Source organism: Oscillospiraceae bacterium (assembly GCA_025758045.1).
Taxonomy (GTDB): Bacteria; Bacillota; Clostridia; order Oscillospirales; family Ruminococcaceae; genus Gemmiger.
In genome coordinates, this window is record CP107208.1 from 21192 (window position 1) to 40123 (window position 18932).

Consider the following 18932-nt stretch of genomic DNA (forward strand, 5'->3'; position numbering starts at 1 on the left):
GCGTGGATGTTTTCCCATGCGGGAGAAAACGGAGGCATACAGACGGGTAAACCGCTCAAAATCAACACTTTTTATTTTCACAGGAAGGAGGTGCGAAGATGGCTGTTTTTCGTATTGAAAAGACCCGTGATTATACGGTCATGTCGAACCATCACTTGAAAGATCGAACGCTGACTCTGAAATCCAAAGGGCTGCTGTCCATGATGCTGTCGCTCCCTGACGAGTGGAATTACACCACCAGAGGTCTTGCGGCGATCTGTCGGGAAGGTGTGGACAGCATCGGTGCGGCGTTGAAGGAGCTGGAAACCCACGGGTATATCCGGCGTACACAGCTTCGGGATGAAAAAGGCAAGATCACGGATACCGAGTATGTGATTTACGAAATGCCTCAGGGCGAGCCGCCGTCAAGCCCAGGTACGCCTTTACCGGGTACGGCAAAGCCATATACGGAAAACCCGGATATGGGTATCCCGGATACGGCGGAACCGTGTACGGAAAACCCCGCACAATTAAATACTAAGAAATCAAGTAAAGAAACATCAAAGACTGATTTATCAAGTACAGAACTATCAAATCCTATCCAATCAAATCCCCCTACCCCCGCAGGGGCAAGGATGGGAACGGATCGGATGGGAGCCAGAGAATGTTATCGTGAAGTGATTTTGGATAACATCGAGTACAGCTATCTGGTGCAGGACAATCATATCGACCGTGAGCAGCTTGACGAGATTGTTGACCTGATCGTGGATACCGTGTGTTCTGCCCGCAAAGTCATCCGCATTGCCGGAGACGATTATCCGGCGGAGGTAGTAAAGTCCCGGTTTATGAAACTGGACAGTTCCCATGTTCAGTATGTCATGGACTGCATGAAGGACAACACCACCTATGTCCGCAATATCAAGAAATATCTTCTGGCGGCGCTGTATAACGCCCCGACCACCATCAACAGCTACTATTCTTCCCTGGTGCAGCACGATATGTACGGGGACGGACAAAGGGGGCGAGGCTAAATGCAGGAGGAAGTAACGCGGGGCGCCGTGACACTCATTGTTGACGGAGCCAAGCTCAGCGAGCAGGTGTTTGAAAAGGCGGTCAAAAAGTTTCTGGAAGAAATCCAGAAAAGCCAGAAGCCAAAAATCTACCGCGGCAGGCAAAGCCTTAAACAGCTTGCCAGCCAGAACGCCGGTCTTGCCAATATCGAGATCAGTGACAAGAATATCAAGGTTTTCTCCCGTGTGGCGAAGAAATACCATGTGGATTTTGCCTTGAAGAAAGACACCGCCGCAGAGCAGCCCCGTTACCTGGTCTTTTTCAAAAGCCGGGACGCGGATGCCATCACAGCGGCATTTCAGGAGTTTGCCAGCCGGAAAATGAGCCGTGAGGAAAAGCCCTCCATCCGGGAACGGTTGACCCAGGCGAAGGAACAGGCGGCGGAGAAAGCGGAACACCGCACCATTGACCGGGAGAAAGTAAAGGTCAAAGATCGGAGCGTGCAGAGATGAACATGAAAAAACTGTTTTTGCTGAATCTCCCGTATCTTCTGTTCGTGTATCCCTTCGATAAGCTGGCACAGGCTTTTCGGCTTGCGCCCGGCGCTGACCTCTCCGGCAAGCTGCTCTCCATCGGAGACGGCTTCACGGCGGCGTTTTCCTCCCCGTGGCTCAGTTTCCATCCCACGGACCTGCTGATCGGCATAGCCGGTGCGGTGGTCCTTCGCATGGCGGTCTACCTGAAAGGCAAGAACGCTAAGAAGTATCGCCACGGGATCGAGTATGGTTCTGCCCGCTGGGGGACTGCGGCGGATATCGCTCCCTACATGGACAAGGACTTTTTCCAGAACATCCCTATGACGCAGACGGAGCGGATCACGATGGCGAGCCGCCCAAAGCAGCCGAAGTATGCCAGAAATAAAAACATTCTGGTGATCGGTGGTTCCGGCAGCGGCAAGACGCGGTTCTTCTGCAAGCCGTCGCTGCTGCAAGCCCATTCATCCTATGTCTGCACCGATCCGAAAGGAACCTTGCTGCCGGAGATCGGTACTTTCCTGGAACGGAAGAAATACCGTATCAAGTGCCTCAACCTGATAAACTTCCGAAAATCCATGAGATACAACCCACTGGCCTACATTCGGTCAGAGAAGGATATCTTAAAACTGGTGAACGCCCTGATTATGAACACGAAGGGCGAAGGCGAAAAATCTTCGGAAGATTTCTGGGTCAAAGCGGAACGCCTCTATTATTCCGCGCTGATCGGCTACATCTGGTACGAGGCCACGGAGGAAGAAAAGAACTTCATCACGCTTCTGGACCTTATCAATGCCAGTGAAGCCAGAGAGGACGACGAGACTTATCAAAGCCCGGTGGACCTGCTTTTTTCTCAGTTGGAGGAACGGGAGCCGGACCACTTCGCCGTCAAGCAGTACCGCAAATTCAAGATGGCGGCGGGCAAAACCTTAAAATCCATTCTCATTTCCTGTGGCGCCCGGCTTGCTCCCTTCGACATCAAGGAGCTGCGGGACCTGATGGAATATGACGAACTGGAACTGGATACCCTGGGCGACCAAAAGACGGCGCTGTTTGTGATCCTGTCAGATACAGACAGCACTTTCAATTTCGTGGCCGCCCTCATGTATAGTCAGCTTTTCAATCTGCTCTGCGACAAGGCGGATGACTTCTACGGTGGGCGGCTGCCCGTCCATGTCCGTTTGATCCTGGACGAGTTTGCCAACATCGGCCAGATACCGAACTTTGATAAGCTGATCGCCACCATCCGAAGCCGTGAGATATCGGCTTCTATTATTTTGCAGTCGCAGAGCCAGTTAAAGACCATCTACAAGGACGCGGCAGATACCATTGTCGGTAACTGTGACAGCACTTTGTTTTTGGGAGGCAAGGAGAAATCCACGCTCAAGGAAATTTCGGAACTGCTGGGGAAAGAGACCATTGATCTCTATAACCAGTCCGAAAACCGGGGCAGCCAGGTTTCTCATGGCCTCAGTTATCAGAAATTAGGAAAGGAGTTGATGACCCAGGACGAATTGGCAGTGATGGACGGCGGCAAGTGTATCTTCATGCTGCGGGGCGTGCGCCCGTTCCTTTCGGACAAGTACGACCTCACCCGGCACCCGAATTACAGATACACGGCCGACGCCGACCCTAAAAATGTCTTTGACATGGAACGGTACATGAAGAAGCAGCGTGCCGTGGTAAAACCCACGGACACCTTCGATGTGTACGAGATTGACGCAACAACTTAACCCAAAATCAAAAACATTTTTTAGGAGGATTATTTTATGGAATTTTTCAACAGCGCAGTTGGTGTTTTGCAGACTCTCGTAGTGGCCCTGGGCGCAGGTCTTGGTATCTGGGGCGTTATCAACCTTCTGGAAGGTTACGGTCAGGACAACCCTGCTTCCAAAAGCCAGGGTATGAAACAGTTGATGGCCGGCGGCGGTGTCGCCCTCATCGGCATCACCCTTGTACCTCTGCTCTCCGGCCTGTTCGGTTGATCGTCCGGCGGTGATCGCTTATGGGCGGCATACTCGACAAACTCGATGAATGGCTCCGAGGGTTGCTCATCGAGGGGATCACGGGAAACCTGTCGGGCATGTTCGATACGGTCAATACCAAAGTAGGCGAGATCGCCGGTGAAGTGGGACAGACGCCGCTGGCATGGAACAGCGGCGTCTTTTCTATGATCCGAAACCTCTCTGAAACGGTGATCGTTCCAATCGCCGGGGTTATCCTGACATTCGTAATGTGTTATGAGCTGATCCAGCTTGTGACAGAGAAAAACAATCTGCATGATGTAGATACCTGGATGTTCTTCAAGTGGATTTTCAAAACCTTCTGTGCCGTTCTCATTGTGACGAACACATGGAACATCGTCATGGGTATCTTCGATGTGGGGCAAAGCGTTGTAAACAGTAGCGCAGGCGTCATCATCGGGAATACCTCCATTGATATCAGCAGCGTCATCACGGATATGGAGGCGCAGCTTGAAGCCCTGGGCACGGGAGAACTGTTCGGGCTGTGGTTCCAGTCCCTTTTTGTGGGACTTACCATGAACGCCCTTTCCATCTGTATCATGCTTGTCATCTACGGCCGCATGATTGAGGTGTATTTGACAACTTCCGTTGGACCAATTCCGCTTGCCACTATGACAAACCGGGATTGGAGCCATACAGGACAGAACTACTTGAAATCCCTGTTTGCATTGGCGTTCCAGGCATTTCTAATCATGGTGTGCGTGGGAATCTACTCTGTTTTGGTACAGAGTATCGCCACGGACGGAAACATCTCAGGCGCGATATGGGCCTGCATGGGCTACACGGTCCTGCTGTGCTTCGCCCTGTTCAAGACCGGCAGCCTCTCTAAGAGCCTGTTCGGAGCGCATTAAGGAGGCTTGATAAATTGGCGTATGTAACCATTCCAAAGGATTTGACGAAAGTAAAATCCAAAGTGCTGTTTGGGCTTACCAAACGGCAGCTTATATGTTTCGGAGCGGCGGCACTCATCGGAGTACCGCTTTTCTTTTTGCTCAGACGCACGGCCAGCAACAGCGCCGCCGCGTTCTGCATGATTATCGTCATGCTCCCGTTCTTTCTACTCGCCATGTATGAGCGGCACGGCCAACCCCTGGAAGTGGTAGCCGGACAGGTCATCCGCTGTATGTTCCTGCGGACGAAAGAGCGGCCTTACCAGACAAACAATTTCTATGTAGCCCTGGAGCGGCAGGCCCAGACGGAAAAGGAGGTGAAAGCCATTGTTCAGAAAGCGAAAGCCAGAGCCGCAGGCACGGCAGGCGGCAAAACCAGCGGTAAAGCTCACCGCCGCAGAAAAGCGTGAGATCAGCCGTATCCTGGAAACTGCCAGAGGCGACGGCAAGGTACATTCCGCGCAGGATACTTTACCTTTCCGACAGATGTACCCGGACGGTCTGTGCAAATTGGACGACCACACCTGGTCGAAGTGTATCGAGTTCGAGGATGTGAATTATCAGCTTGCAAAGCCCGACGACCAGACGGCGATTTTTGAAGCCCTCTGCGATATGTATAACGCCCATGATGCTTCTATCGGGATGCAGCTCTCCCTTGTGAGCCGCCGCATGAACCGGGAGGATTTTGTGAAGCGTATCGAGATTGCGGCGCAGGGAGATCACTTCGACCATATCCGTGAGCTTTACACGCAAATGCTCCGCAAGCAGCTTGAACGGGGCAACAACGGTCTTATCAAGACAAAGTACCTGACCCTCACCATCGAGGCACGGGACAGCAAAACCGCAAGGGCACGGTTTTCCCGGATCGTCATGGATGCCCTCAACCATTTCAAGGTCATGGGCGCTCTGGCAAAAGAGCTTGGCGGCAAGGAATGGCTGGAAATGCTCCACGGCATCCTGCACCCGGACGGGGAACGGTTTGCCTTTGAATGGAACTGGCTTGCCCCTTCCGGCCTGTCGGTCCAGGATTTTATCGCACCATCTTCCTTCCGCTTCGGTGAAGCACGGAAGTTCACAATGACAGATAAATTCTGTGCCGTATCTTTTCTGCAGATCAGCGCACCGGAAATGGATGACCGTATGCTCACCGAACTGCTGGATACAGACAGCGGGCTGCTTGTCAGCCTCCATATCCGCAGCATGGATCAGAACGAGGCGATCAAGACGGTCAAGCGGAAGATCACCGACATTGACAGTATGAAGATCGACGCGCAGAAAAAGGCGGTGCGGGAAGGTTTCGATATGGATATCATCCCCACCGATCTTGCCACCTACGCAGGTGAGGCAAAGAACATCCTCCGTGACCTGCAAAGCAGAAATGAGCGAATGTTCCTGATGACCTTCCTGGTGGTGAACTTCGCGGACAGCAAGCAAAAGCTGGAGAATGACCTTCTCCGTGCGGCAAGCGTGGCACAGAAATATAACTGCTCCCTGGTACGGCTGGACTTTCAGCAGGAGGACGGCTTCGTGTCGGCTCTGCCCCTGGGTGTCAACCGCATTAAGATACAGCGCGGACTTACCACTTCGGCGGTGGCGGTGTTCGTTCCCTTCACCACGCAGGAGATTTTCCACGGCGGTGAAGCCCTCTACTACGGGCTCAATGCCACTTCCGGCAATATGATCCTTGCCGACCGCAAAAAGCTGAAAACGCCCAACGGCATGATCTTAGGCACACCCGGCAGCGGCAAGAGTTTTTCCGCAAAGCGTTCCATCGTGGGTGTATTCCTGAACACAAAGGACGATATCCTGATCTGCGACCCGGAAGCGGAATATTTTCCGCTGGTGAACCGTCTGGAAGGTCAGGTCATCAAAATCTCACCTACCAGCACGCAGTATGTGAACCCTATGGATATCAACCTCAATTACAGCGAGGACGATAACCCGCTGGCGCTGAAATCCGACTTTATCCTGTCGTTCTGCGAACTGGCAGCAGGTGGCCGGAACGGTCTGGAGCCGGTGGAAAAGACGGTCATTGACCGTGCCGTGCGGATCGTGTACCGCCCCTATATCGCAGACCCCCGCCCGGAGAATATGCCGCTGCTGGAAGATTTGTATGACGAGATCAAACGGCAGCCGGAGCCGGAGGCGCAGCGGATCGCGGCAGCGCTGGAGCTGTATGTGCATGGCAGTCTGAATGTTTTTAATCACCGCACCAACGTGGATATCAACAACCGCATTGTCTGCTTCGATATCAAGGAGCTGGGAAAGCAGCTCAAAAGCCTGGGTATGCTGGTGATCCAGGATCAGGTGTGGAACCGTGTTTCCCAAAACCGGGATCAGGGCAAATCCACTTGGTACTTCGTGGACGAGTTCCATCTTCTGCTACGAGGCGAGGTTGGTTCTTGGAGTGTGGAAATTTGGAAACGCTTTCGTAAATGGGGCGGAATCCCCACGGGGATCACGCAGAACATCAAGGACCTGCTTTCCTCCCCGGAGATCGAGAACATCTTTGAAAACAGCGATTTTGTGTACCTTCTGAACCAGGCCAGCGGAGACAGAAAAATCCTCTGCGAGCGCCTGAACATCTCCAATCAGCAGGCGGCGCATATCAGCAACGCAGGCCCCGGCGAGGGGCTGATCTTCTTTGGTAATGTGATCCTTCCTTTTGTGGATGACTTCCCGAAGGACAACGAGCTTTACAGCATTATGACAACAAAACTTGGTGAAACCGGGAAAGGAGAAAACGAACATGAATGATCCCCGCTATTTGCATACGGAAGAAAAACAGGAGGGCGAAACCTTCTTTGATGTGATGAACCGTCTGATTGCCAGAAGCAAGGCGGTCACGGCAGATATGGAGGCGGTCCTTGCAGAGCTGGAAAGTGAGATCGAACCGTTCCGTGCGCCGAAGGACCATGAATAAACTGACCCATGTGAGCCTGTTTTCCGGCATTGGCGGTCTGGACCTGGCGGCGGAGGCTGCCGGGTTTGAAACCGTCTGCCAGTGTGAGTGGGCGGATTTCCCGCACTCCGTCCTCTCCGCACGATGGCCGGATGTTCCCAGGTTCCGGGATATCACTACTTTCACGAAGGAGGCGTTTTTTGAAAAAACAGGACTTGAAACAGTTACCGTTATCTCAGGCGGCTTTCCCTGTCAGCCCTTCTCCACCGCCGGAAAACGGAAGGGCTTTGCGGATGAACGCTACCTGTGGCCGGAAATGTGCCGCGTTATTACCGAGCTGCGGCCCCGTTGGGTGCTTGGGGAAAATGTTGCTGGCTTCATCAATATGGGGCTCGACAAAACGATCTTTGACCTGGCAAAAGCGGGATACGCTGTTCTCCCATTCGTATTTCCGGCTTGCGGTGTCGGCGCATGGCATGAGCGCCAGCGAACTTTTATCGTCGCGGCTGATGTTTCCCACACCCCTTGCCTCAGACAACAACACCGCCAGGGATGCGGCAAGCCTGGATGTGTTCCTGTCGGACAATGGAATATTCCGCAAGAGGAACCGAAACGGGGCGATCTGGAGCCTCAGTCTGTCGGCGGCGGTATTCTATCTGACCCCGGTGGCGTCGGACGGTTTCCGCTCGACCTTGAAGCCGTCGGCCTTCGATCCGGCGAAGAAGGACGGGAACCTGTCGGCGCAGATCATCTCCCAGGAACAGCCGGTATCCGAAACGGCGGCGCTGAACCCGGATTGGGTGGAATGGCTCATGGGTTTCCCGAAAGGATGGACGGACGTATCCTCTGGGCTGACGAGCCGGAAGGAATCCCCCGCATGACCGAGCGCATGGATGACCGGGCGCTGCGGCTGAAAACTTTGGGAAATGCGGTTTGCCCGCCCCAGGCCTATCCCATTTTTCGCTATATCGCCATGATCGAGAATGGCACCTGCGGCGACTTTTGCCCCTATGGAAAGGAAGGTGACTGCCTATGAGGGAACTGAAAGCGACCGATAAGATCACGCAGAAAATGACCCGTGACGGTGCGGTATCGGAAAACCTTGCCACGGGAGAGGTGGAACATATCAGCAGCCGGGAGCCGGAAACGGAGCTGTCCGCTTCTTCGGAAGAATCCGCTGGCGCTGCGGCTGACCTCGCCCTGCGTGCGGCGGAACACCATGAGAAGAAAAGCGCACGAAAGGCGGAAAAGGCTGACACCCAGGCGGTGCGGGATGGTTCTGCCGCAAGGCAGCGCCCGTCCTCCCGCCTGCAATTTACCGAGGAAGAACGTGCCGATCCCGTACTTGGAAAGTACATTGACCGTTCCGACCGTGCGGCGGACAGGCTGGACGCGGCAAAAGCCGCTATCCCCACAAAGAAAGTTCTCCGTACCGAGCGTGTTTTTGACGAGACAGCCGGAAAAGGCAAAACGCAGCTTCACTTTGAAGAAGTGGAGAAACGCCCCAACGGACGCCTGCGGCACAATCCGCTTTCTCGGCCGGTCCATGAGATCGTCCACGCTGCCCATGCGAAGGTGCATGAGGTGGAACAGGAAAATGTGGGTGTTGAAGCCGGACACAAGGGCGAGGTGCTGACGGAGCGTGGGCTTGCCTACGGAAAAGGCAAAGTCCGTGCCGCCGTCCACCATCACCGCACAAAGCCCTGGCGTGATGCGGCGAAGGCAGAGCAGGCTTCTTTTAAGGCAAACGCCGACTACCTTTACCAAAAGGCACTGCATGATGATCCTGTATTGGCGGCTTCTAACCCGATATCCCGCTTTCTGCAGAAACAGCGGATCAAGCGGAACTATGCAAAGGAGCTGCGACAGGCAGAGAAAACCGCAAAGAACACAGCGGCCACAGCGAAAAGTGCGGCGCAGAAAGCAAAGGACGCCTTCAAGGAAACATTCCTCTACATCAAACACCATAGCCGGGCGGTGCTGTTGGTGATCGGCATTGGCGCCTGTGTTGCTCTGCTGTTTGGCGGGGTATCTTCCTGTTCCATGATGGCAGGCTCCGGTGTGGGCGGTGTATTTACTTCCTCTTATCTCTCCGAGGACACGGATATGCTGGCTGCAGAGGCGGCCTACTGCGAACTGGAGCAGGAGCTTCAATATGAGCTGGACCACTATGAGGCTCTGCACCCCGGATATGACGAATACCGTTTTGATCTGGACGAGATCGAGCATGACCCTTATGTGCTGATCTCCATTCTCACGGCGTTCCATGAAGGGGTGTTCACCATCGACGAGGTTCAGGCTGAATTGCAAATGTTCTTTGAAAAGCAGTATATCCTGACGCAGACCGTGGAGGTGGAGGTACGCTATCGGACGGAGACACGGACAGACAGCGAAGGAAACGACTATGACGTGGAAGTACCGTACAACTACTATATCTGCAATGTGAAGCTGGAAAACTTCGATCTTTCCCATGTGCCGGTCTACATCATGGACGAAGAAACGCTTTCCCTGTATGCGGTCTATATGGCGACGCTGGGAAACCGGGAAGATTTATTCCCCGGCTCCGGCTATGTGGACAAGTACACCAAACCGCCCACCACCTATGATATCCCGCCTTCCGCACTGGAAGATGAAACCTTTGCAGCGCTCATTACCGAGGCGGAGAAGTACATCGGCTATCCTTATGTCTGGGGCGGCAGCAATCCGAACACTTCTTTTGATTGCTCCGGCTTCGTATCCTGGGCGCTGACGCAAAGCGGCGTCTGCAATACGGGCAGGCTGGGAGCCCAAGGACTCTACAATATTTCCACCCCGGTAGCCTCTGCCAACGCAAGACCCGGCGACCTGATCTTTTTCGTCGGTACTTACGATACGCCGGGCGTTTCCCATGTGGGTATCTATGTGGGCGGCGGAAAAATGCTGCACTGCGGCGACCCCATCCAGTATGCAGATATCAACACAAGCTACTGGCAATCCCACTTTTACGCTTTCGGGCGACCGCCCTACAACTAAAAAACGATATGGAGGTAATTTGATTTATGGCAACGACACAGAAGATCCGCAATGACATTGCGAAAACCAAAGAAAAGATCGCGGAGCAGCAGAAACGCCTTCGTGCGCTGGAGGCCCAGCTTGCGGAGGAAGAAAATCTGGAAATCGTCCGCATGGTGAAAGCCGTGAAGATGGACAACAAGGAGCTGACCGCTTTCCTGAAAGCCTATGCCAGCGGCATGATCTCCCTGCCGGAAGGTATGCTGCAGGAGGGAGACACCGAGAATGAGAAAACGGAGGGATACGAGGATGAAGCATAACTTTATGGCAAAAATGGTATCGGCTCTTTTGGCGGTGGTGCTCAGCACTGCCGCTTTTTCTGTCACCGCCTTTGCCAGCGGCGGCGAGGAAAGCACGGAGTCCGTGGCTGAACAGGAAACGGCTGGGGATGTTTCTGATCTGCTTTCCGATCTGGCCGGCAACCAGGTCACGGTATCCGTCACCGAGGATGGTATCCAGTTCAGTTCCGGCGAAAAGGACTCCGGGCAGACCGGCACCGTCACCACGGGCGGCGGCAATCTGAATGTCCGCACGGGCGCCGGAATGGATTATACCGCCTTCGCCCAGCTTCCCAACGGAACGACCGTGAAGGTGATCGGCACGGACGGCGACTGGCTGAAGGTCATCCTGCCGGAAAAGGTCGGCTATGTCTATTCCGGCTACATGACGGTAAGTGACGGCGAGGCTGGTTCCGGGGAAGGTTCTTTCTCTCTGGACACGGAAACGCTGGAAAATCTGCTGGGTATGCTGGGCGGCGGTTTGAATGGCGGTGCCGCCCTGACGCCGGACGGGAACCTGTCGCTGATTGACGATATTGGCAGCCCGACCGCCAGCGGCAAGCAGTTTATTACAGTGGCAACGAAGAACGGCAATGTGTTCTATCTCATTATCGACCGTGACGATGAGGGCGAGGAAACCGTGCATTTTCTGAACCAGGTGGATGAAGCCGACCTCATGGCGCTTACGGAGGATGGAGAAAAGGCGGAAACACCTATTGTCTGCACCTGTACGGAGAAGTGCCAGGCCGGAGCGGTCAATACCGCTTGCCCGGTCTGCGTAAAAAATCTTAGTGAATGTGTTGGCACAGAACAGAAAGCTGCGGAGCCCACCGAACCGGAGAATCCGGAACCCGAAAAGAAAAGCAATACCGGGGCGATCCTGGCGGTGCTGCTGATCCTTGCAGCCGGAGGCGGCGCGGCAGTCTATTTCCTGGTGCTGAAACCGAAGCAGGGAAAGAAAGTTCCCGCTGATCTGGATGATTTCGACCTGGAGGATGAAGAAGAATATTTGACTGAGGACGAGGAAACGGAGGAAAAGAATGAGTAAACTGATTATCGCAGAAAAACCGAGTGTGGCAAAATCTATCGCATCGGCCCTGGGTGCTTCATCCAGGGCCGATGGCTTTTATGAGGGCAACGGTCTTCTCGTATCCTGGTGTGTGGGGCACTTGGTATCCCCGATGGATGCGGGCGGCTATGACGAGCGTTTCAAGAAATGGCGCTATGATGATCTCCCCATTCTGCCGGAGCCGTTCCGTTATGTGCTGGCGCCTGGCAAGGAGGACGCTTTTGAAAATCTCTGCGCCCTGATGGACCGCCCCGATGTGGATACCATCGTCAATGCCTGTGACGCCGGGCGTGAAGGTGAGCTGATCTTCCGTCTGGTGTATGAAATGACCGGCTGCCGCAAGCCGGTCCTCCGTCTCTGGATTTCCTCGATGGAGGACAGCGCTATCCGGGAGGGCTTTTCTGATCTGCGCCCCGGCACCGATTATGAAGCCCTGTATCAATCTGCCCTCTGCCGCCAGAAAGCGGATTGGATGGTGGGGATCAACGCCACGCGCCTTTTCTCCGTTCTCTATCACCGCACCTTGAATGTGGGCCGTGTTCAGACCCCCACACTGGCAATGCTGGCGGAGCGTGACGCGAAGATCACGCTGTTTCACAAGGAAAAATATCATCTGCTGCGCTTGGTGCTGGACGGAGCCGAAGCAGTGTCGGAGAAATTCACCGATCCGGCAGAGGCGGAACAGGCAGCGGCCATGTGCAAGGGTGCGGCCGTCACCTGTACCTCTGTCACGAAGGAACAGAAGAAAGAACAGCCGCCGAAGCTCTATGATCTCACCACCTTGCAGAGGGAGGCAAACCGCCTGTTCGGATACACGGCAAAGCAGACCCTTGACTACGCCCAGAGCCTCTACGAAAAGAAGCTGCTGACCTATCCCCGCACGGACAGCCGGTATCTGACCTCCGACATGGCGGAAACGGCCTCCTGTGTGATCCACCTGGCGGCAAAGCTGCCGCCCTTTGGTGGCTGCACAAACTTCTTCCCGCTGGTGGAGGCCATGATCTCCGACAAAGATGTATCCGACCACCACGCTATCATCCCCACGATGGAGATTGAAAAAACGGATATCAAGGCTCTGCCTCTGGGAGAACGCAATTTGTTCCTGTTGGTCTGCTGCAAGCTGCTGTGTGCATCGGCGGAGCCGTATGTGTATGAGGCGGTCACGGCCACCTTTGACTGCGGTGGCCAGTCCTTCACCGCAAAGGGCAAGCGCATCCTCTCCGAAGGTTGGCGGGAGATTGACCGCATTTTCCGTACCTCCCTGAAGGAAAAAACTGCGGACGGAGACGGCGGCACGCTCCCGGACTTCACCAAAGGGCAGACTTTTGGCGGTGCGGAGGTTGCTGTTACCGAGCATTTTACCCAGCCGCCGAAGCCCTACTCCGAAGATACCCTCCTGTCCGCTATGGAGAACGCAGGCAAGGAGGATATACCGGACGAAGCCGAGCGAAAAGGTCTTGGCACGCCTGCGACCAGGGCGGCTATCATCGAAAAGCTGGTGGCAGCCGGATTTGTGGAGCGCAAGGGCAAGAGCCTGATCCCCACCAAAGCCGGCATCAACCTTGTCACGGTCCTGCCGGAGCCGCTGACCTCTCCCATGCTGACAGCGGAATGGGAACAGAAATTGACGGATATCGCAAAAGGTAGCACTGCCCCGGATACTTTCATGGACGGTATTCGCACGATGGTCCAGGAGATTGTGTCCACCTATTCCTGCATTTCCGAGGACGGCAAAAAGCTGTTTGCCCCGGAGAAGGAAGTGATCGGTACCTGCCCTCGCTGCGGCCAGCCGGTCTATGAGGGGAAGAAAAACTTTGCCTGTTCGGATCGGTCCTGTGGTTTTGTTCTCTGGAAAAATGACCGCTTCTGGACGAGCCGCAAGAAGGAACTGACAAAGAAGATGGCAACGGACCTTCTGAAAAAGGGGCGTACCAATGTCAAGGGAATGTGGTCTGAAAAGAAACAGGCCACTTATGACGCTGCGGTGATCCTGGATGACACGGGCGGCAAGTACATCAATTTCAAGCTGGAATTTCCGAAAAGAAAGGAAGGTGTCAATGGCAGAAAATAAGACTTTGGAACATTTACCTGAAATGAGGGCGGCGGTGGCTGCCCTCTCCCCGGAGGATCGGGAACTGTTAGCGGCGGTGCAGACCTCGCCCTTCAAGCTGACAACACCAGAGCAGTTTAAGGCGTTTGCGGACAACATCGACTATTTCGTATTTGAACCCAATATCCACGATCTGAACGATCTGGGGTGGCGGTATCTGGCACAGCACATGGATATGCTGCTGCCACCGGAACTTCTGAAAGCAATCGACCCTGTTCCGTTTGGCAAGTACGCCATGCAGGAGGAACAGGGCCATTTTACGGAACACGGATATATTTCTCTTTCCGGCGACGAGTGGGTGCATGAACGCCCTGCGGAGCCGGAGAAAAAGCCCTCCATCCGGGAACGGCTGGAACAGGGCAAGAAGGAATGTGCAGAGAAAAGCAAGGCGCAGCCCCATAAGGAAAAATCTGCGCCGGAGCTGTAAGGAGGTGCTGATATGCCATATTACGATCACAACAAGGATTATCCCTTTGCCGCTTTTATCACCAATCTTGGGAAATATAACGAGGGCGAGCTTGTGGGCGAGTGGGTGAAGTTTCCCACCACCGCCGAGGAATTGAAGGAAGTGTTTAAGCGGATCGGGATCGGCCAGAAGGATGACTTCGGCCAGCCCTATGAGGAATGGTTCATCACGGACTATGACTGCTATGTGGACGGTCTTTACAGTAAGCTGGGTGAATATGAGAGTCTGGACGAGCTGAATTATCTGGCGTCGAAGCTGGATGAAATGAGCGAAAGCGAATACGCACAGTTTCAGGCCGGTATGGAAATGGGCGACCATTGCGGCAGCCTGCAGGAGATCATCAACCTCACCGAAAATCTGGACTGTTATGAGGTTTACCCCGATATCCATGACTATGACGATCTGGGCCGCTATTACATCGAAGAACTGGACGTTATGCAGGTGCCAGAGCATTTGCAGAATTACATCGATTATGAGGCCTACGGCCGGGACGTTGCGTTGGAGGAAAACGGCACCTTCACGGATCAGGGCTATGTGCGTGATACGGGTGACAGTTTCCATGAGTATTACGACGGTGAGCGCGGCAGTATCCCCGACGAGTACCGGGTGATGACCTTCCAGGATGATCTTCCCGAAGAAGAAAAATCCGAGTGGGCCATGGATATCGCCTTTGACATGGACGAGTTTTTCCGTCAGAACGATCCGCAGTATGCGGCGGAGCACCCGGAGACGCACGCCGCAAAGGAAGAACTGTATGAAAATCTGATGGCCGGACGCATTTCCGCTTTGGATGAAAAGCTGGCAGCACTGGGGCAGACGCAGGAGGACTATCTTCCTTCGGAGATTGAAAAGTTCAAGGATGCCACGTGCTATGAGGAATTTCTTGATTTTGATCCGACGGAGGTCAAGGCCGCTTTGGATGACCCGGAGAAGTCCCATGCGGATGAAATGCTGTCCGCTGCGGAGAAGGTTGCCTCGGAAAAGATGACTGTGCTTGTAGTGGAGCCTATGAAGGAACCCTATGTGAAGGAGATTGACCCCGATCTCCATTCCCTGCAGGCGGAGGTCGGCGGAGACATTGGCGCAACTTATCCCTATTCTGACCCGGTGGCGCTGGTTTGCAATGATGAAGGAAAGCTCATAGGGCTTGACCTGAACCGTGGGCTGCGGGATGAAAATGGAGAAATTTATGATATCGTAGCAGGGACTTTCCTGGTGGTTGGACTTGGTGAGGAAGATTTTGCCTCCCTGTCCCCGGAACTGATTCAGAAATACACGGAACAGTTCAAAACGCCGGAACGATTTATGCAGATCAATGGCAATATCGTTGTTCTTCCTGTCCCAGCAGAGAAGCAAGACCTCGCTTACCTGCCAGACCGTTTTGAGACCGGCGAGCGCATCCAAACGCCCAGGGGCAGCTTTCAGGTGACGGCTATGAGCCGGGAGCAGATGGAGGCGGCCGGTTACGGCGTCCACCATATTTCCGATGATGGAAAGTATCTTATCATGGGAAACGGCACACGGGCCTTTGCCGTGGCAGCGGAACAGCCGGAAAAGGACAATCCTCTCCGCACCGCTGAAATGACGCTGGAGGATGACTACGGCATGATCGACGGCGTTATCAACAACGGCAGACGCGGCGAAGACTTGGAAAAAGCCCAGGAGTATGCAGAGCGGACAACGCCAGAGAAGTCTTCCATCCGTGAGCGGTTGGAGGACGCCAAACGGGAATGTGCCGAGCATAAGCCCCAGGAGGGCAAAAAGCCTGGCCGTGATGTGCCGGAGCATGACTGCCTATGAGCCGAAGCAAGAAGTGGAGGCTGGAATGGGCGTTCTTCCTGGGTGAGAACGGCAGGCGGCAGTATAACCATATCTGTAAAAAATGTGTTCACGGCTGCAAGCAGAGTTTCCGGGCGTGTCTGGTCGCTTGTCCGCATTACAATTCCAAACGGTCTAAAATATGTGAAGATAAGGGTGGAAAAACCGCAGAATAATTCCCTGTATTCATATTTTCAAAGGGAGCCTTTATGATTTCTCATGTGTCGGTCTGCTTGCTGGCACATAGAGAAAATGGCTCGATTCCAAACACTTTCTGATACACAAAACGGGAGTACAGCTTTTCGGTTCATCCGATTGGCTGTACTCCTGCTTTTTCTTTTTGCTATCATCAAATTACTTTAACACGGTTCTGTTGTTTGAACAGGGGTACAAATTGTACCTCCGTTCAAAAGGAATTTCCATAGTATTTTCTCATTAGGATTGGATAGGAAAGGATGGATAGCCACCGTAGTAGGCGTTGTGGGAATGTGCGTAAACTGTCAAGATTGCGAGGCTGTGGGAAAGCTGTTTGCAGACCTGTGGGAAAAGGCTTGTCTTTTTCCATTAGGTTGTGAATGGCTTTTCCATCGGCACGAGCGGCAGTTTTCCATATTTCCATAACGCAAAAAATCATCCAACGATCAGCCGGTACACCGTCAGCGGCACATACCATACCGCCACAATCAACCGCCATGCCAGAACGAAACCGCCTATCACGCCGCCGATAATAAAGTTCAATGCAAACAGGGCGATCCCTCCACCCAGGGAGCCGCCGCCCGGCACGATCCAGAGGCACATCCGATGGAGGCCAAACGGCAGCCCGCAGAGTATCCAGAGCCATACATAGTCAAGCTCTCCGTTCTTCACGCAGGCAGATTTGAAGATACAATACAGGATCAGCGCCACGATTACGGGCAGTACACTTTTGAAGAAAAATGCTTTGATTGCTTCGCTTCTTGTCATCGGTAAAACCTCCTTCCGCAGTTCCATTATACAGGATGCCGGGAGCTGCGCCCAGTGTCTTTCAGAGAAAATTATTCCAGCTCATGCCGCCGCTGTTGTTCCTGTTCCTTTGGAACGGCCAGCAGCACATCCACATTCTGCTTGACGGTATCGTATTCCTGGGCTTCGGTTCTTGCGGTTTTGTACTCCGTAAGGAGCCGTTCCTTTTCTGCGTTGAGATTAGCAAGCTCCGTTTTCATGCTTTCCGTTGTCGGCAGCGGCACAGCCCCCAGCCGTTTCAATTCTCTGGCGGCTGCTTCAAAAAGGATGATCTCGCTCTCATGCCCCCGCAGAAACTTTTCTTTGTCATTTGATTTGCGGTATCGGTCATAGAGCGGTTTTAGCTGACGGTAAGTTCCGGCGTGCTTCATCACAAGGGCAAGTTCGGTGCTTCTGCTTTCTACCCGCTTGATCTCTGCATGAGCGGTATCTCTCCGTGCGGATAATGCGGCCAGTTTACTTTCCAGTTCTCCATAGTTGCTTATCCCGTGCTCGGTCAGGAAATTCATGGTCTTGGCGGCCTGTTTCAGATTGTTCAGCTTCGCCCAATGGGTAAAGCCTGCGCTCTGCTGCGCCTTGATGTTGTTCTGAATATCAATGAGCAGGCTGATCTTTCCGTTCTGCGGTTTCGGCTGGTGGGAAGGTCTGGAACGTCCGGCAATCCGGGCGGCAAGGGCTTCTTCGGTGTAGTCCACACCCAGGGTTTTCAGACGGGTGAATCGTTCCTGATCCGGCGCTCTGGCGGAGATATATTTGCCCCGCTTGATCTCATAGCCTTCTCTCTGCAGGCGATGAAGCAGTTCTTCTAAATCGGAACAGGCTGGCAGGAGTCGGTCGATGGCCGCTTTCAGCTTTGCCTTATAGCTGGTGCCGTTCTGCGCAGCCTGATGTTCAATATAGCTCTTGCCCTTGTCCTGTCCGGGGATGATGACAGACAGACCGTGTTCCTTGCAAAGCCGGTCGGAGGTGCGGCGGATATAGTGATAACTCCGCTTGTTGGAATGATAGTGCTTGTGATCCGTAAAGCTGACCGCATTGAAAATCAGGTGGTTATGAACATGATCTTTGTCTATATGGGTGGTAAGTACAAATTCATACTTGCCGCCCAGGATTTCTTTTGCAAGCTCCATGCCGATCTCATGGGCCTGTTCCGGCGTAACCTCCCCAGGCTGAAAGGCTTGGATCAGGTGACGCCCCAGGTTCGTTCCCTTGTCGATGGCATGGCGGCGGGTCCAGGAAAATTCGATATCCGCAGTTTCGGCGGCACAGCCATAGGAAGAAACAAGCAGCTTTCCGTCCGTCTTTTCCGGGTTACAGATATAGTCAATGGCGGCTTTCAGCGTTGACTTGATAGGATGTGTCTTTGTAACTGCCATATCTCATCCAGCCTTTCCCGTATCTCGTCAATGTCGGCCTGATACGCAGGACCTCCGGCGTTGATCCGCTTGGCAATCTGGTTGATATTCCGACCAATGGCGGAAAGCTCTTTGGTAAATGCCTTGATATCTGCGGTGTCCGTATAGATGATATATCCGTCAATCGCCATCTTGCGGAGGTAAGCGCCATATCTGCGTGTGGGTAACTGGCTCATTTTTTCGTCTATGAGCCGTTTTTCGTCCTCCGTGACATAGAATTTTATTTGAATATTTCGCTTTCGGTTTGCCATGCGCCGCCTCCGTTCTTTATAAGGGTTTGGGACTATCCCAACAAGCAATTTTGAATTTTCGGGTAAGGGACCTGAAAATCTCAAAATTCGCAAGCGGGTACTCGCTTGCTGTGCTTGCTACCGTATCTTATCC

Annotated in this window: 19 protein-coding genes; 16 read left to right on the forward strand and 3 right to left on the reverse strand. The window is 53.6% G+C overall.

All coding sequences use genetic code 11. The annotated features are described in order from the left end of the window. The first annotated feature begins 98 nt into the window (after positions 1 to 98). The 16 genes from OGM81_00160 (at position 99) to OGM81_00235 (ending at position 16307) form a co-directional block, all read left to right on the forward strand. Positions 99 to 1010 (forward strand): helix-turn-helix domain-containing protein, encoded by a 912-nt coding sequence (locus OGM81_00160; GenBank protein ID UYJ43604.1) that lies wholly within the window; start codon positions 99 to 101, stop codon positions 1008 to 1010. Beyond that, positions 1011 to 1502: a PcfB family protein gene (locus OGM81_00165; GenBank protein UYJ43605.1), complete on the forward strand. Its 492-nt coding sequence runs from the start codon at positions 1011 to 1013 to the stop codon at positions 1500 to 1502. Continuing rightward, the gene (locus OGM81_00170) at positions 1499 to 3256 is read left to right on the forward strand and encodes a type IV secretory system conjugative DNA transfer family protein (GenBank protein ID UYJ43606.1); all 1758 of its coding nucleotides are present in this window, start codon (positions 1499 to 1501) and stop codon (positions 3254 to 3256) included. The genes OGM81_00165 and OGM81_00170 overlap by 4 nt, the downstream gene beginning before the upstream one ends. Positions 3257 to 3292: 36 nt before the next feature. Beyond that, positions 3293 to 3508 (forward strand): Maff2 family protein, encoded by a 216-nt coding sequence (locus OGM81_00175; GenBank protein UYJ43607.1) that lies wholly within the window; start codon positions 3293 to 3295, stop codon positions 3506 to 3508. Positions 3509 to 3528: 20 nt separating this feature from the next. After that, positions 3529 to 4398: a CD0415/CD1112 family protein gene (locus OGM81_00180; GenBank protein ID UYJ43608.1), complete on the forward strand. Its 870-nt coding sequence runs from the start codon at positions 3529 to 3531 to the stop codon at positions 4396 to 4398. Between the two features lie 14 nt (positions 4399 to 4412). Continuing rightward, a complete protein-coding gene (locus tag OGM81_00185; GenBank protein UYJ43609.1) occupies positions 4413 to 4847 on the forward strand; it encodes a PrgI family protein in 435 nt (144 codons plus the stop codon). Positions 4848 to 4923: 76 nt separating this feature from the next. Further along, entirely contained in the window at positions 4924 to 7194 is a 2271-nt protein-coding gene (locus tag OGM81_00190) for an ATP-binding protein (GenBank protein UYJ45021.1), read from the forward strand. Further along, complete coding sequence (locus OGM81_00195; protein UYJ43610.1) at positions 7187 to 7360, forward strand: hypothetical protein; 174 nt, start codon at positions 7187 to 7189, stop codon at positions 7358 to 7360. Before OGM81_00190 ends, OGM81_00195 begins: the two co-directional genes overlap by 8 nt. Further along, on the forward strand, positions 7353 to 8375 hold the full coding sequence (locus OGM81_00200; GenBank protein UYJ43611.1) for a DNA cytosine methyltransferase: 1023 nt from the start codon (positions 7353 to 7355) through the stop codon (positions 8373 to 8375). Before OGM81_00195 ends, OGM81_00200 begins: the two co-directional genes overlap by 8 nt. Next, positions 8372 to 10351 (forward strand): C40 family peptidase, encoded by a 1980-nt coding sequence (locus OGM81_00205; protein UYJ43612.1) that lies wholly within the window; start codon positions 8372 to 8374, stop codon positions 10349 to 10351. Before OGM81_00200 ends, OGM81_00205 begins: the two co-directional genes overlap by 4 nt. 26 nt (positions 10352 to 10377) lie before the next feature. Beyond that, positions 10378 to 10650 (forward strand): DUF4315 family protein, encoded by a 273-nt coding sequence (locus OGM81_00210; protein ID UYJ43613.1) that lies wholly within the window; start codon positions 10378 to 10380, stop codon positions 10648 to 10650. Between the two features lie 4 nt (positions 10651 to 10654). Continuing rightward, complete coding sequence (locus OGM81_00215) at positions 10655 to 11716, forward strand: DUF4366 domain-containing protein (GenBank protein UYJ43614.1); 1062 nt, start codon at positions 10655 to 10657, stop codon at positions 11714 to 11716. Beyond that, a complete protein-coding gene (locus OGM81_00220) occupies positions 11709 to 13808 on the forward strand; it encodes a DNA topoisomerase 3 (protein ID UYJ43615.1) in 2100 nt (699 codons plus the stop codon). Before OGM81_00215 ends, OGM81_00220 begins: the two co-directional genes overlap by 8 nt. Next, a complete protein-coding gene (locus OGM81_00225; protein UYJ43616.1) occupies positions 13795 to 14274 on the forward strand; it encodes a hypothetical protein in 480 nt (159 codons plus the stop codon). Before OGM81_00220 ends, OGM81_00225 begins: the two co-directional genes overlap by 14 nt. 12 nt (positions 14275 to 14286) lie before the next feature. Further along, entirely contained in the window at positions 14287 to 16113 is a 1827-nt protein-coding gene (locus OGM81_00230) for an antirestriction protein ArdA (GenBank protein UYJ43617.1), read from the forward strand. Continuing rightward, positions 16110 to 16307: a hypothetical protein gene (locus OGM81_00235; protein UYJ43618.1), complete on the forward strand. Its 198-nt coding sequence runs from the start codon at positions 16110 to 16112 to the stop codon at positions 16305 to 16307. Before OGM81_00230 ends, OGM81_00235 begins: the two co-directional genes overlap by 4 nt. A 454-nt stretch (positions 16308 to 16761) precedes the next feature. Here OGM81_00235 and OGM81_00240 read toward each other — a convergent pair whose 3' ends face one another. The 3 genes from OGM81_00240 to OGM81_00250 form a co-directional block, all read right to left on the reverse strand. Further along, positions 16762 to 17094 (reverse strand): DUF6050 family protein, encoded by a 333-nt coding sequence (locus OGM81_00240; GenBank protein UYJ43619.1) that lies wholly within the window; start codon positions 17092 to 17094, stop codon positions 16762 to 16764. A 71-nt stretch (positions 17095 to 17165) separates the two neighbouring features. Next, a complete protein-coding gene (locus tag OGM81_00245) occupies positions 17166 to 18509 on the reverse strand; it encodes a relaxase/mobilization nuclease domain-containing protein (GenBank protein ID UYJ43620.1) in 1344 nt (447 codons plus the stop codon). Then, positions 18470 to 18799, reverse strand: coding sequence for a MobC family plasmid mobilization relaxosome protein (locus tag OGM81_00250; protein ID UYJ43621.1), 330 nt, complete (start codon positions 18797 to 18799; stop codon positions 18470 to 18472). Before OGM81_00250 ends, OGM81_00245 begins: the two co-directional genes overlap by 40 nt. Positions 18800 to 18932 lie beyond the last annotated feature (133 nt).

Coding starts and splice junctions, on each gene's coding strand:
- OGM81_00160 (UYJ43604.1), top strand. CDS start 99: ATGGCTGTTTTTCGTATTGAAAAGACCCGTGATTATACGGTCATGTCG.
- OGM81_00165 (UYJ43605.1), top strand. CDS start 1,011: ATGCAGGAGGAAGTAACGCGGGGCGCCGTGACACTCATTGTTGACGGA.
- OGM81_00170 (UYJ43606.1), top strand. CDS start 1,499: ATGAACATGAAAAAACTGTTTTTGCTGAATCTCCCGTATCTTCTGTTC.
- OGM81_00175 (UYJ43607.1), top strand. CDS start 3,293: ATGGAATTTTTCAACAGCGCAGTTGGTGTTTTGCAGACTCTCGTAGTG.
- OGM81_00180 (UYJ43608.1), top strand. CDS start 3,529: ATGGGCGGCATACTCGACAAACTCGATGAATGGCTCCGAGGGTTGCTC.
- OGM81_00190 (UYJ45021.1), top strand. CDS start 4,924: ATGTACCCGGACGGTCTGTGCAAATTGGACGACCACACCTGGTCGAAG.
- OGM81_00195 (UYJ43610.1), top strand. CDS start 7,187: ATGAATGATCCCCGCTATTTGCATACGGAAGAAAAACAGGAGGGCGAA.
- OGM81_00200 (UYJ43611.1), top strand. CDS start 7,353: ATGAATAAACTGACCCATGTGAGCCTGTTTTCCGGCATTGGCGGTCTG.
- OGM81_00205 (UYJ43612.1), top strand. CDS start 8,372: ATGAGGGAACTGAAAGCGACCGATAAGATCACGCAGAAAATGACCCGT.
- OGM81_00210 (UYJ43613.1), top strand. CDS start 10,378: ATGGCAACGACACAGAAGATCCGCAATGACATTGCGAAAACCAAAGAA.
- OGM81_00215 (UYJ43614.1), top strand. CDS start 10,655: ATGGCAAAAATGGTATCGGCTCTTTTGGCGGTGGTGCTCAGCACTGCC.
- OGM81_00220 (UYJ43615.1), top strand. CDS start 11,709: ATGAGTAAACTGATTATCGCAGAAAAACCGAGTGTGGCAAAATCTATC.
- OGM81_00225 (UYJ43616.1), top strand. CDS start 13,795: ATGGCAGAAAATAAGACTTTGGAACATTTACCTGAAATGAGGGCGGCG.
- OGM81_00230 (UYJ43617.1), top strand. CDS start 14,287: ATGCCATATTACGATCACAACAAGGATTATCCCTTTGCCGCTTTTATC.
- OGM81_00235 (UYJ43618.1), top strand. CDS start 16,110: ATGAGCCGAAGCAAGAAGTGGAGGCTGGAATGGGCGTTCTTCCTGGGT.
- OGM81_00240 (UYJ43619.1), bottom strand. CDS start 17,094: ATGACAAGAAGCGAAGCAATCAAAGCATTTTTCTTCAAAAGTGTACTG.
- OGM81_00245 (UYJ43620.1), bottom strand. CDS start 18,509: ATGGCAGTTACAAAGACACATCCTATCAAGTCAACGCTGAAAGCCGCC.
- OGM81_00250 (UYJ43621.1), bottom strand. CDS start 18,799: ATGGCAAACCGAAAGCGAAATATTCAAATAAAATTCTATGTCACGGAG.